Origin of the sequence: Sutterella sp. KLE1602, from assembly GCF_001578585.1 — a bacterium.
GTDB lineage: Bacteria > Pseudomonadota > Gammaproteobacteria > Burkholderiales > Burkholderiaceae_F > Sutterella > Sutterella wadsworthensis_A.
In genome coordinates, this window is record NZ_KQ968580.1 from 17,904 (window position 1) to 31,357 (window position 13,454).

The following is a 13,454-nucleotide window of genomic DNA, read 5'->3' on the forward strand; positions in this document are numbered from 1 at the left end:
CATCCCACGGTGCCTGTACATTCCCAACCAACGTGGCGCCTCTCGAAAGAGGGGCGCCGAGGCTAGTCAACAAGGGCTCTTTCGAGCCTCTGCCTTAGGCAGGAGTTATTGACCGGTGCGGCGGTCGGATCGTTGACAATCAGTTCGTCTGGCGAAGGAGGATCTTGTTTTCTTCCTCACGGATCGTCACGGTGAGGTTGGCCGTCCAGGAATTGACCTTGCGGTGAGCCGTGCCGTCCTTATTGAAGAGCGTCGAGCCTTCCTTGACGGCTTCGATCATGTAGCCCTCGTTGTCATAGGTGACGTCGGCGACGAGGACGTGGGGGCCCTTGACGTACTTGATGCGCATCTTGCCCGGTTCGTCCGTGACGACGCGCCAGCCGCGACGATGGGCGGCGCGCTTGATGCACGTGCGAAGCTGGGCGGCGGGAAGCTCGGTGGCCTGCTGGACGCTGACGGGATGGGTTGCGCAGCCCGTGACGCCGAGAACGGCGACGCCGGCGACACCGAGAAGAAGATTGCGGCGAAGCATGTTGGCCTCTCCTTTTGAAGTTGTTTTGTTGCGACACGAGCCCCGCTCTCCCCATCCTGCAGAGAATGGTGGCGCTGGGACCTTCCCGGAATGCGCCCCTGAATGAACATTCATTCAGTTTTTGTGCCTTCAGGTAATATCACGATTCTACCCGATTCCGTTCGCTTGCACAGGATTTCTGCAGATTTCCCCTCTTGATTTTCCAAGTCTCTCGATATCATCACCTCACCGGACCGCACGCCTGCCGCGATGCATTTGCGAAGCTCGGGACGCGGGCCGGCGCCGCTGGTGGAGGCGGATTGCGTCCGCTTCAGTACAATGTGGTGTTTAGATTCCGAAATCCGATTCCGGCCGGGCAATTCTCCGGACGGCAGCCAAGACAATTCCGATGATAGCCACCGAAGCACAGCGCGAAGCAATCGACAGTCTTCTCACCTTCATTGAAGAGGCCACGAGCCTCAGGCAGACGGCCGCAAGGCACCTCTCGAGGTGCGGCAGGCTTCTCAGGCTCCCCGAGCTCGAGGCGGCCGTGCCGGGGCTCGTTGCGGGCGACCCGACGGGCGCCGACGCCGACCTCGTCTGCCGCATCGAAAAGCTCGAGATGCCGCCGTGCCCGCCGATTCCCGAGTCTCTCGCCCCGTACGCGACGGGCGACTGGCGCGCCCCCGAATGGACACCCGACTGGAAGGCCCTGCCCGATCCGGCCGAGCATCCCGAGTCGGCCGAACTCTACGAGACGCTCGCCGACTGGCTCAGGATCCGCGGCTCCTGGCTGGAGGCCAGAGGCGAGATCCTTCCCAACCATGCGCTCTTCGAGCGCCTGCAGGATCTGAGGGACCATCTCTCCGAGTCGAACCTTCGCGACGAGTGCGTGATCGGCACGGCCGTCTTCACGTCGAACCCCGACGTCACGCGCGCGAAGAACCCCGTGCGCTGGCCGCTCCTCGTGCAGCCGCTCGTCATCGAGCTCGGCTCGAGCCGCCGCAACCTGCCCGTGATCGAAGTGCGCAGAAACGGCGACGAGGACCCGAGGCTCCTTGCCGAAATCCTCGCGCCCTTTGCCGAGGACGGCGTCGACCTCAAGGCCGCCTCGCGCTTTGAGGAATGGCTCGAGGATGCGGGTGCGGACGCGAACCTTGCGGGCGACGAGTCGCTTTCCGAGGCGCTCGAAAAGTTCGCCGCAAGCCTTCACCCAGACTGCCGCTTCGTACCCGCAGAAGAAGAACTCCCCGAGGACGCGGGTGAAAAACCCGCCTTCACGCTCGAGGCGAGTCCCGTCATTCTTATTCAGCCGCGTCCGAGCGGCGTTCGCAGTGCGATCCGCAGCATCAGGAAGGACATCGCCGAACACCGCGACGTGCCCGCGCACCTGATGGAGATCGTCTGTCCCGACGTCTTCCCGACGCTCGCCTCGGGCCTCACGCCCACGCTTTCGCTCGAAGCCAAACTCGCCGCGACGGCGGGCGAGGACCCCGACGTACTTCTCGCCAAGCCCGCGAACCCCGAGCAGCTCGCAATCGCGCACGAGGTCGAACACAACAACGTCGTGCTCGTGCAGGGCCCTCCCGGCACAGGCAAGACCCACACCATCGCGAACCTTCTCGGCCACTTCCTCTCGCAGGGCAAGCGCGTGCTCGTCACGAGCCACACGACGAAGGCGCTCTCGGTCGTCAAGGACCTCCTGCCAAAGGAGATCCAGCCGCTCTGCGTCACGATGCTCGGCGACAGGAAGGACCTCGAGCAGACCTCGTCCGAACTCATCACGCGCCTCACCCGACTCAACGTCGAGGACCTCGAGGCGCGCATCAGGGCGCTCGGCCTTGAACGTCATCGACTCGGCACCGCGCTCGCCGACCGTCGCCGCCGCATCTTCGAGCAACGCAGGATCGAGCACGAGGCCGTCGAATTCAACGGCCGCCGCTACACGCTCACCGAAATCGCGAAGTTCCTGCGCGAGGCCGAGCGCCTGCAGGCGCTCATTCCGGGCGAAGTGGCCGAAGGTCCCCTGCCGCTCTCCTTCAGGGAGCTTCTTGAACTCTACAGCACGAACGGCCGGTGGGACGCCGAGACGGCCCGCGACCTCTCGGGCCTGCTCCCCGGATTCGAGCTTCTGCCCGACGTCGACACGATGCGCGGCATGAACCGCCGTTGGCGCGACGTGCTCGCCGAGGACGCAGGCGACGTCACCATCGACGAGCGAAGGAGCGCCTCAGGCGAACGGCTCCACGCCTTCATGAAGGGCGGCGAAACGCTTCTCGTCGCACCCGAGTCGGGCATCTCCGCGCTCACGCCCGCTATGGATCTTTCGCCGCTTACCGAAACGGACGAAATGAAGCGCCTTGCTCTCTCGCTCGGCCTTGCGGACGAAGGGTGCCGCGAGGCCTTCGAGCAGCTCGAGCGCGAGCTCGCGGCCGCAAACGAACTTGCTCTCGCCGTCGACCGCGCCTCGCTTCTTGACAACCGCACCGTCGTCATCCCCGACGCCATCGACGCCGACGCCGCCATGAAGGCCGCCGAATGGTTCACAGCCAACGATCCCGACGGCAGCACGGGCTTCCTCGGCCGCCTCTTCAACAAGGAGGCCCGCGAGGCCGCCGATGCGCTTTCCGGCGTCGAAGTGGACGGCTCGCGCCCTGCCTCGAAGGAGGCCTTCGAAGCCGTCGCGCTGCACGCGCGCCTCAAGGCCGCCGTGAAGACCGTCGCCCGCACCTGGGACAGCCTTGCCGAACGCGCGGACGCACCCGCCTTCGCCACTTACGGCGACAACGCCGTGCGCACGCTCTTCACGCGCTACGGCACATCGCTCTCCGACACCTGCATCTGGTGGCGCAGGGTCTTCGTTCCCTATATTGAAGGGCTTCTTTCCGCCGGCATCGAAGCCGAGGGCATGAAGGAGCTTCTTGAATCCGCCGATCCGCTCGAGGCGGCCCGCAGGTTTGCGACCGACGTGCTCGCGCCCGTGCACACGGCCCGCCACCGCGAGGCCGAGCTTCATGCGCTTCGCGAATGGCAGGCGACCGAGAGCCAGAAGCTCTATGCGGCCGCCCCCGCCTGCGCGACCGCAAGGCGCCTTGCCGCCGCAACGCTCGTCGACCCCGACGCCTGGGAGCTCGAGGCCGAGCGCCTCAGGAAGCTGCTTGAGGACCAGCCGCTCTTTGCCCGTCGCACCGAACTTCTTGAAAGGCTTCGCGCCGCCGCACCCGAGTGGGCGAACGCACTCGAGGCGGGCGACCCCGGCTTCACGACCTCGAACCCGTCGCCCGAAATCACGAATGCCTGGCTCTACCGCCAGCTCGAGCGCATCTACACGGGCTCGACCGCCGCGGACCTTGACGCGCTGCAGTCCGACGCCGAGCGTCTGTGCGCCGACCTTCGCGAGGCGACGGCCCAGCTCGCCGTCGCCAAGGCGTGGCTGGCCGTCAAGTCGAGGCTCTCGAACGGCCCCGCGCTCTCGAACCTCTTCTCGCTTGCCGCCTACATGAAGCGCGCCGTCGGCCGCGGCCGCAAGAGCGCCGCCTGGAGGCGCGAGGTCAACAGGCTTCTGCCCGCCTGCCAGCAGGCCGTACCCGTCTGGATCATGATGATCCAGGACTCGCTCCTCAACTTCAGCACCGCCTCGAAGTTCGACGTGATCGTCGTCGACGAGGCGAGCCAGGCCGACATGACGGCGCTGCCGCTTCTTTACATGGGCAAGAAGGTGATCGTCGTGGGCGACGACCGCCAGGTGACGCCGCTCTCCGTGGGCACGAGCGAGGCCGCCGTCGACGCGCTCTGCGCCCGACACCTCGAGGGCCGCGTCAAGGAGCCCAAGCTCTACGACTCCAGGCTCTCGCTCTACGGCCTCGTGCAGAGCATGGCCTTCCCCGCGCACATGCTCGTCGAGCACTTCCGCTCCGTGCCCGAAATCATCGGCTGGTGCAGCCGCCTCTCCTACAACGGCACGATCAGGCCGCTTCGCGACGCCTCGTCCTCGAGCCTCAAGCCCGCGGTGGTGCCATGGCGCACCCGCGGCACGGCGGGCGACAACGGCGTCAACGAAGAGGAGGCCCAGGCCGTCATCCGCCTGCTTCGCGCGATGATCCATGATCCCGCCTACGACGGCAAGACCTTCGGCATCATCCCGATGCGAAGCGTGCACGGTGCGCAGGTCAACCGCATCCGCCGCCTGCTCGTCGAGAACTTCGACCCGCGCGAGATCGAGCGCCGCCGCATCCACTGCGGCATTTCGGCCGAATTCCAGGGCGACGAGCGCGACGTCGTGATCCTCTCGCTCGTTGACTCCGCCGCGCCCGGGCTTCCCCTCAGGAAGGAGACCGACGGCGCCGACGGCATGATGAAGAAGCGTTGGAACGTGGCCGTCTCCCGCGCCCGCGACCAGCTCTGGCTCGTGCACTCCTTTGACCCCGCCGCGCAGCTCAAGCCCGACGACCTGCGCCGCTCGCTCTTCGACTGGGCCGACGGCGTCATGTCGGGCACGATCGGCGCGGCCGAGCCCTTCGACCTGCCGGATCCCGAATTCACGGGTCAGGTGCTCCGTGCGCTGCGAAAGCGAGGCTACCGCGTCGAGGCGGGCCACGATGCGGGCGCCTGGCGCCTCGACATGGTCGTGCGTGCGCGCGGCCGCGCCGCCGCCATCGAGTGCGACGGCTCGGGCCGCGAGGACGAGGACGCCATCCGCCGCGACATGGAGCGCCAGACCGTGCTTGAGCGCGCGGGCTGGAAGTTCGTGCGCGTGCGCAGCGCCGACTGGTTCCGCCGCCCCGAAAAGACGCTCGAGCGCGTCTGCGAGGCCCTCGCCGCCCTGGGCATCGCGCCCGAGCCCGAGGACTGCGCCCCGCAGAAGGACCTGCTTCTTGCACACGTGAGGGCCAACGTCGAGCGCCTCGAAGCCGGACTCGACATGATCGTCTTCGACAAGGAGGACGAGGACCCCGTGCCGCCCGTCGCCCCCGTGACGCCCGCCGACCTCGCGCCCGACGACGCCGACCCCGTCGTCACGGCCCCCGTGCAGTTCGAGGCTCCGCTCATGCCCGTCGAGGTCGAGAAGGCCGACATCATGCTCATTCCCGAGATGGAGATGAGGGATGCGGTGCGCATCTCGCTCCCGACGCTCTCCGACGTCTTCGACGACGAGCCCGCCGCCGAAGCGGACGCCGAGACGGAAGACGAAGCTCAAAACGAGCCCGCGGCCGAGTCCTGCGGCGACCCGCACCACACGCCCGTCACCTTCATGGAGGTGATCCGCGACGGCCTGATGGACCGGGGGATCAATCCCGTCCTTCATACGACGCCCAACGACGCCACCATGACGATCGGCGGGCGCACGCTCCTGCGAGCCACCTTCTGGAGCGGCCGCGCAGACGTGCTCGTGCCCGCCTTCGACGACGTCAAGCCTCGCACGTGCGCGGGCTGCCGCCTCGTGCACAACGGCGCCTGGCGCATGTGGTCGCTCGCCGAAGCCGACCTCACGCAGCGCTTCGTGCAGAACTTCGTCGTCTTCATCGCCCGAACGGCCGAAGCCCTCCGATGAAGGACCGGTGAACAACCTTTCGTGCCCCGCCGCCCGCAGGAGAACGCCTCTCCCGCGGGCGGATTTGCATCGAACCCCGTCGTCACCCCACGGGCGCAGTCTCATCGCTGCGCGCGTCGTCCATGCGCAGCACGCCCTCGTGATGCCGCAGACGAAACCGCGAGCGCCGGGGTCCCCGCGACGCCGTCAAAAGCCCTCTCCCTCAACAAAAAAGATCCGGACTTCCGTCTTCTGCCTTCAACTTTCGGCAAAATCACTTGATTAGCCAGCTATCTTCTTCGAACATCCCAAAACCTGACGATCCGTTCATACCTGTGGGATTGCAGAGGACACTACTGAGACAGCGCGCCGTTTTACAGCGCGGAAGCCCCGGAAACCTCCTCTTCCCCTCGAACAGTAGCGATCCCAATGATGAAGCACGTGTCCGAAACATCGGAAAATGCGCTCGAAAATTGAAGAATCCTTACGTTCAGCACCGTTTCGATTTGGTACAATCCTGAACGTTCGTTCAGAAGGTTTGCTAGAATCCTGAACAACCGTTCAGTCATTACTGAACAGGTTTTCAGGAAAGAGTCCCGCAACACGGCGCTTTCCGACGACCTGATACAACCGTTTTCGACAAAAACCAGAAGGTACATTGACATGTTGTCAACGCACAAAACCATCACCCTGGCGCTGATGTGCGCCCTGGCTTCCACGACCGTGCTCACCGGCTGCAAGGACGGCGCCCAGCAGGGACAGGCCGCCCAGCGGCAGATGCCTCCGACGGAAGTCACCTACGTGACGGCCAAGACGACCGACCAGACGCTTCAGACGACCCTGACGGGCCGCACCAGCGCCTACTATGAAGCCGAGGTTCGCCCGCAGGTCAACGGCGTCCTCGTCAAGAAGCTCTTCAAGGACGGCTCCGAAGTCAAGGCCGGCCAGCAGCTCTATCAGATCGACGACGCCCCCTACGTCGCCGCGCTCAAGTCCGCAGAAGCCTCGCTCGCCCAGGCCAATGCCAACCTCGTGAAGGCCCGCGCCGACGCGAAGCGCTCCTCCGAGCTCGTGAAGATCAACGCCGTCTCGAAGCAGTCCGACGACGCCGCTCAGGCCGCGCTCAAGTCCGCCGTCGCCAACCAGAAGGCCGCCGAGGCCGCCGTGGCGACCGCGAAGGTCAACATGCAGTACACGAAGGTACTCTCCCCGATCTCGGGCCGCATCTCCCGCTCCGAATTCACGGAAGGCGCGCTGATGGCCGCCTACCAGGCCACGCCGCTCACGCGCGTGCAGCAGCTCGACCCGATCTACGTCGACGTGACGCAGAAGGCCGACGACCTGATGCGCATCCGCCGCGACATCGCCTCCGGCGTGCTCAAGTCCGGCGACAACCAGAGCGCCCGCGTCCAGCTCGTCTTTGACGACGGCTCCGTCTACCCGCACGAGGGCGAGCTGACGTTCACCGACGTCACCGTCAACGAATCCACCGGCATGGTCAACGTCCGCGCCGTGTTCCCGAATCCGGACAAGGTTCTTCTCCCCGGCCTCTACGTCCGCGCCAACCTCGTCGAGGGCGTGCGTCCCGACTCCATCGTCATTCCGATGCAGTGCGTGATGCGCGACGCCAAGGGCAACGCCTCGGTCTGGGTGATCGACGCCGAGAACAAGATCGCCACCCGCAAGATCACGGCCTCCCGCTCGATCGGCACGAGCTGGCTCGTCGAGTCCGGCCTCAAGGCCGGCGACCGCGTCGTCTTCGAGGGTTTCCAGCGCACCCGCGCCGGCGCCACCGTTTCGCCCAAGGAGGCCGACGCCTCCAAGATGCTCGACAAGACGGGCAAGTCCCTCTACTAATACGGACTGAGGCAGAAAACCATGTTCTCACGCTTTTTCATTGAGAGGCCCGTCTTCTCGTGGGTGATCGCCATCGTGATCATGCTCGCGGGCGCTCTCTCCATCCTCAGGCTGCCGATCAGCCAGTTCCCGCAGATCGCGCCTCCGCAGGTAAGCATCTCCGCCACCTATCCGGGCGCCTCCGCCGAGACGATCGAAAACACCGTCACGCAGATCATCGAGCAGAACCTCACCGGTCTTGACGGCTACCTCTACATGTCGTCGACGTCCGACTCGACGGGCCGCGTGTCCATCACGGTGACCTTCGAGGCCGGCACGAACCCCGACATGGCTCAGGTTCAGGTCCAGAACAAGATCCAGACGGCCCTGACCACGCTTCCGCAGGTCGTGCAGCAGATGGGCGTCACCATTCAGAAGACGTCCGCCAACTTCCTGATGGTCGTGGGTTTCATCTCCAAGGACCACAGCATGAACGCCTCCGACTTGGGCGACTACCTCGTCGCCCATGTTCAGGAGCCGCTCTCGCGCGTGCAGGGCGTCGGTGAAGCCGAAGTATTCGGCTCCGAATACGCCATGCGCATCTGGCTCGACCCGAGCAAGATGGTGAAGTACAAGCTCAACCCGAGCGAAGTCAAGGCCGCCATCTCGGCCCAGAACGCCCAGGTCTCCGCCGGCGGCATCGCCCAGCAGCCGACCGACGGCAAGCAGCTCTTCACGGCCACCATCTCGTCGGCAAGCATGCTGCAGACGCCTGAGGAATTCCGCAACATCCTCCTCAAGACGACCGAGGACGGCGCCAAGGTCTACCTGCGCGACGTCGCCGAAGTCGCCGTCGGCCAGCAGACCTACATGGCCTTCGCCACCTACGACGATTATCCCGCCGCCGGCATGGCCATCAAGCTCGCTTCGGGCGCCAACGCCATCGCCACGCAGAAGGCCGTCCTCGAACGCGTCGAGGAACTCAAGCCGAGCTTCCCCGAAGGCATGGAAGTCGTGATTCCGTTCGACACGACGCCGTTCATCTCCGCGGCTCTCAAGGGCGTGATCAAGACGCTCTTTGAAGCCATCGTGCTCGTCGTCGTGGTGATGTACCTCTTCCTGCAGAACTTCCGCGCGACGCTCATTCCGACGATCGCCGTGCCGGTCGTGCTTCTGGGCACGTTCGGCGCACTCTTCATCTGCGGATTCTCCATCAACATGCTGACGATGTTCGCCATGGTGCTCGCCATCGGTCTATTGGTGGACGACGCCATCGTGGTCGTGGAGAACGTCGAGCGCGTGATGCGCGAGGACGGCACCGACCCGAAGACCGCTACCATCAAGTCGATGGGTGAAATCCAGTCGGCCCTCGTGGGCATCGCCATGGTCCTTTCGGCCGTGTTCGTGCCGATGGCCTTCTTCGGCGGCTCCACGGGCGTCATCTACCGCCAGTTCTCGGTGACCATCGTCTCGGCCATGGCGCTTTCCGTCGTCGTCGCCCTGACGCTGACGCCGGCCCTCTGCGCCACGATGCTCAAGCCGGTCAACCATGAGGAGCACCACGGCAAGGGCGGCTTCTTCGGCTGGTTCAACCGCAGCTTCGACGCCTTCACACAGTCCGTCAAGGCCCTCATCGCCAAGTCGATCCACGGCTGGAGCGTCATGCTCGTCGCCTACGCCGCCGTCGTCGGCCTGATGGTCTGGGGCTTCAAGGCGCTGCCGACCTCGTTCATGCCGCAGGAAGACCAGGGCGTCCTCATGATGATGTCCCAGCTCCCCGACGGCGCGACGCTCGAGCGCACCGACCTTGAGATGAAGAAGATCCAGCAGACGTTCGCCAAGACCGAAGCCAAGTCCGTCGAGTCCGTCTTCGTGGTCCGCGGCTTCTCCTTCGCAGGTACGGGCCAGAACATGGCTCTGGGCTTCCTGAAGCTTCGCGACTGGAGCGAGCGCACGACGCCCGACACGTCGGTCGCCGCCATCCAGGGCCGCACCATGGGCATCCTCATGGGCCACCCGGACTTCAAGCAGGCCAGCACTTTCGTCTTCCCGCTTCCGCCGGTTCCCGAACTCGGCGTGGCCGACGGCTTCGACCTCTACATCCAGGACAACACGGGCGGCACGCACGACAAGCTCATGCAGTACATGGGCCAGTTCCTGATGAAGGCCAATGCCGACCCGCGTCTGACGATGGTCCGCCACAACGGCATGGCCGACACGACGCAGTTGAAGCTTGTGCTCGACTATGAAAAGCTCTCGGCCCTCAACCTCAGCATCGGCGAAGTCAACTCCGCCATCTCGACCGTCCTCTCCGGCTCCTACGTCAACGACTACATGGACCGCGGCCGCGTCAAGCAGGTCTGGGTCATGGGCAACACGGGCTCGCGCATGCAGCCCGAAGACATCCTCGGCTGGCACGTTCGCAATGCCAACGGCGAGATGGTGCCCATCGGCACGTTCGCCAAGTTCGAATGGTCCTACGGCAGCCCGCGTCTCGAACGCTTCAACGGCCTTCCCGCCGTGAACATCCAGGGCAACCCGCGTGCGGGCGTCTCCTCCGGTCAGGCCATGGCCGCCATTGAGGAAATCGCCAAGGAAGTCTTCCCCACCGGCTACGAAATCGCCTGGAACGGCGTTTCGTACCAGGAAAAGGCCGCAGGCAACCAGGGTCCCGCGCTCTTCGCGCTCTCGATCCTCGTGGTGTTCCTCTGCCTTGCCGCCCTTTATGAAAGCTGGTCCGTCCCGATCGCGGTGCTCCTCGTGGTGCCCTGCGGCGTCGTGGGCGCCCTCGGCCTCACCGGCGCGCTCGGCATGTCCAACGACATCTACTTCCAGGTCGGCCTTCTCACGACGATCGGTCTGGTGAGCAAGAACGCCATTCTGATCGTGGAATTCGCCAAGGAGTACATGGAACAGGGCAAGGATGCGATCCACGCCGCCGAAGAGGCCGTGCGTGTCCGCCTGCGTCCGATTCTCATGACCTCCCTCGCCTTCGGTCTCGGCGTGCTCCCGCTCGCCATGGCCCACGGCGCGGGCGCCGGCGCCCAGAACGCCATCGGCGTGGGCGTGCTCGGCGGCATGCTCGCAGGCACCTTCCTCTGCATCGCCTTCGTCCCGGTCTTCTACGTGCTCGTCGACCGCTTCCTCGGCGGCAAGAAGCGCCACGAAAAGAACCAGACCCAGCAGGCCTGATGCAGGTGACTGACATCACGACACATTGAAATCTCAGGGCGGCGGGCCTCACCCGCTCCGCCGCCCTAACGGAACAAACATCATGTCCACGACGATTTTCAAGATCCTTCCCCTCTGCGCGGCCCTCGCCCTGACGGGCTGCGTCAACCTCGCCCCGGACCACGAGCGTCCAGCCGCGCCCGTCGAACAGGCGTGGCCCACGGGCGAAGCCTACGACGCAGCCTCCGTGCGCAGCGAAGCCCTGCCCGAATGGCAGGCCTTCTTCACGGACGAGCGCCTTCGCAAGGTGATCGATCTCGCCCTCAAGGAAAACCGCGACCTCCGCGTCTCGGCCCTCAACATTGAAAAGGCCCGCGCCCTCTACGGCGTGCAGCGCTCCGAGCTCTTCCCGACCGTCGCCGCCGCCGCTAGCAACGCAGGCAAGCACACCCCGGCAAGCGTCGCCGGCACGAGCACGACGACCCACACCTACACGGCCCAGCTCGCCATGACGAGCTATGAGCTCGACTTCTTCGGCCGTGTGCGCAACCTCAACGAGCAGGCCCTGCAGGCCTACCTCGCCTCCGAGGACGCCCGCCGCTCCGCCCAGAGCGCCCTGATCGCCCAGGTCGCCTCCGGCTGGCTTGCGCTCGGCGCCGACCGCGCCCAACTCGAGCTCCAGAAGGAGACCCTCGCAAGCCAGGAGGAAAGCTTCCGCCTCATCGAGGAAAGCTACAGGCTCGGCGCCGCGAGCAGGCTCGACTATGAGCAGGCCCGCACGACGGTCACGGCCGCCCGCGCCCAGATCGCGTCCTACATCCGCGCCGTCGCGCAAGACAAGAACGCCCTCGACCTTCTCTGCGGCACCACCGTCCCCGAGGATCTGCTCCCTGCGGGTCTCGCCACCGGCGTCACGCAGACGGCCGTCCTCCCCGCCGGTCTTCCCTCCGAAGTGCTCCTCAAGCGTCCCGACATCGCCGCGAGCGAACGTGACCTGATCAGCGCCGAAGCCAACATCGGCGTCGCCCGAGCCGCCTTCTTCCCGAGCGTCTCGATCACCGCCGGCGCAGGCACCACGGGCATGCAGCTATCGAACCTCTTCGACGCGCACACGGGCTTCTGGTCCTTCACGCCCTCCGTGAACCTTCCGATCTTCACGGGCGGCCGCAACGTCGCCACCCTTGAAGCCGCCAAGGTCGGCCAGAAGATTGCCGTCGCGAACTACGAAAAGGCCATTCAGACCGCCTTCAGGGAAGTCTCCGACGCCCTCGCCACCGAAGGCACGATGGACCGTGAACTCACGGCCCGCCGCGAATACGCCGAGGCCGCCACCAAGGCCTGGGAACTCTCCGACGCCAGCTACAAGGCGGGCGCCGTCTCCTACAACGATGTTCTGACGAGCCAGCGCGCCATGGTCGGCGCCAAGCAGGCCCTCATCGGCGCCGAACTCTCCAAGTCGATGAGCGCCATCACCCTCTACAAGGTGCTCGGCGGCGGCACGACCGTAGCCGAAGCGCAGCCGGCCGACAAGGAGTAATCCATGGCCAAAGTGACATTCACCATTCACAAGGCGGGCAAGCACCAGCGCCACTCACGCCGCAACCAGATACTCGACGCCGCCCAGCGCTGCTTCAAGAAGCAGGGCTTCCACAAGACGACCCTGCGCGACATCGCGCAGGAGTTCGGGATGAGCGCCGGCCACATCTACAACTACTTCAGCAACAAGGAAGCGATCATCGAGGCGCTCGTCGAACTGCGCACGCAGGAGTTCCTCGACATGATCGACACCGACAAGTTCGCCGACCTGCCGCCCGAAGAGCGCATGGACAAGGAGCTCGGCCAGGTAGTCGACGCCTACCTCAACCTCGACAACACGTCGCTCTCCATCGCGATCATGAACGAGGCCCTCATCAACCCGAAGGTCTATGAAATCGTCGTGGCCGCCGCGAGCAAGGTCCGCAACCACATCGTCGAGGCTCAGTTGCTTGCGATGAAGGAGGAGCGCCGCTACGCACCGCCCTACGAAGTGATCGAGAGCCGCTGCATGACCATCCGCGCCATGCTCGAAGGCCTGCGCCTCGCGCACATCTTCACGCCCGAAATGGACGTGCCGCTCGTGCGTGAGATGGCCATCAAGCGCATCAAGCAGATCATCGCGCTCGATGAGGCCGAGGACCAAGCCGCAGCAGCCGCCGAGGCCAAGCTCAAGGCCGAAGCCATGGCCTGTGCCTACTATCCGGTCTCCGAGAATCCTGAGGCCTGAGGCCTGAAGCCTGAAGCTCCAAAGTGAAATCGGGAGTCTCCGCAACGGAGACTCCCGATTTTTTTCATTCTCATTTTCACGCGTCCTCCAGTCTTCCCGAGAGCCGCATGTGAATCCTCCCCGCCCAATTATTAATTGGACGG

At 65.2% G+C, this 13,454-nt stretch carries 6 protein-coding genes; 5 read left to right on the forward strand and 1 reads right to left on the reverse strand.

The window, feature by feature from the left end; all coding sequences use genetic code 11:
* Positions 1-139: 139 nt before the first annotated feature.
* The gene (locus HMPREF3036_RS10835) at positions 140-532 is read right to left on the reverse strand and encodes a hypothetical protein (protein ID WP_062334434.1); all 393 of its coding nucleotides are present in this window, start codon (positions 530-532) and stop codon (positions 140-142) included.
* A 388-nt stretch (positions 533-920) separates the two neighbouring features.
* Between HMPREF3036_RS10835 and HMPREF3036_RS10840 the strand changes: the two genes are divergently transcribed.
* The 5 genes from HMPREF3036_RS10840 to HMPREF3036_RS10865 all read left to right on the forward strand — a co-directional run bounded on the left by HMPREF3036_RS10840 (position 921) and on the right by HMPREF3036_RS10865 (position 13,311).
* Positions 921-6,062, forward strand: coding sequence for an AAA domain-containing protein (locus tag HMPREF3036_RS10840; RefSeq protein WP_062334437.1), 5,142 nt, complete (start codon positions 921-923; stop codon positions 6,060-6,062).
* 642 nt (positions 6,063-6,704) lie between these two features.
* Entirely contained in the window at positions 6,705-7,898 is a 1,194-nt protein-coding gene (locus HMPREF3036_RS10850) for an efflux RND transporter periplasmic adaptor subunit (RefSeq protein ID WP_062334442.1), read from the forward strand.
* Between the two features lie 21 nt (positions 7,899-7,919).
* Positions 7,920-11,069: an efflux RND transporter permease subunit gene (locus HMPREF3036_RS10855; RefSeq protein ID WP_062334445.1), complete on the forward strand. Its 3,150-nt coding sequence runs from the start codon at positions 7,920-7,922 to the stop codon at positions 11,067-11,069.
* 82 nt (positions 11,070-11,151) lie between these two features.
* Positions 11,152-12,585 carry an efflux transporter outer membrane subunit gene (locus HMPREF3036_RS10860; protein ID WP_062334448.1) on the forward strand — a complete coding sequence of 478 codons (1,434 nt, stop codon included), beginning with the start codon at positions 11,152-11,154 and terminating at the stop codon, positions 12,583-12,585.
* 3 nt (positions 12,586-12,588) lie between these two features.
* Positions 12,589-13,311, forward strand: a complete 723-nt coding sequence (locus tag HMPREF3036_RS10865) for a TetR/AcrR family transcriptional regulator (protein ID WP_062334451.1) — start codon at positions 12,589-12,591, stop codon at positions 13,309-13,311.
* Positions 13,312-13,454 lie beyond the last annotated feature (143 nt).

Excerpts from the sequence above, each read along its gene's own strand:
- HMPREF3036_RS10865 (WP_062334451.1), top strand. The coding sequence starts at position 12,589 with ATGGCCAAAGTGACATTCACCATTCACAAGGCGGGCAAGCACCAGCGC.
- HMPREF3036_RS10835 (WP_062334434.1), bottom strand. The coding sequence starts at position 532 with ATGCTTCGCCGCAATCTTCTTCTCGGTGTCGCCGGCGTCGCCGTTCTC.
- HMPREF3036_RS10855 (WP_062334445.1), top strand. The coding sequence starts at position 7,920 with ATGTTCTCACGCTTTTTCATTGAGAGGCCCGTCTTCTCGTGGGTGATC.
- HMPREF3036_RS10840 (WP_062334437.1), top strand. The coding sequence starts at position 921 with ATGATAGCCACCGAAGCACAGCGCGAAGCAATCGACAGTCTTCTCACC.
- HMPREF3036_RS10850 (WP_062334442.1), top strand. The coding sequence starts at position 6,705 with ATGTTGTCAACGCACAAAACCATCACCCTGGCGCTGATGTGCGCCCTG.
- HMPREF3036_RS10860 (WP_062334448.1), top strand. The coding sequence starts at position 11,152 with ATGTCCACGACGATTTTCAAGATCCTTCCCCTCTGCGCGGCCCTCGCC.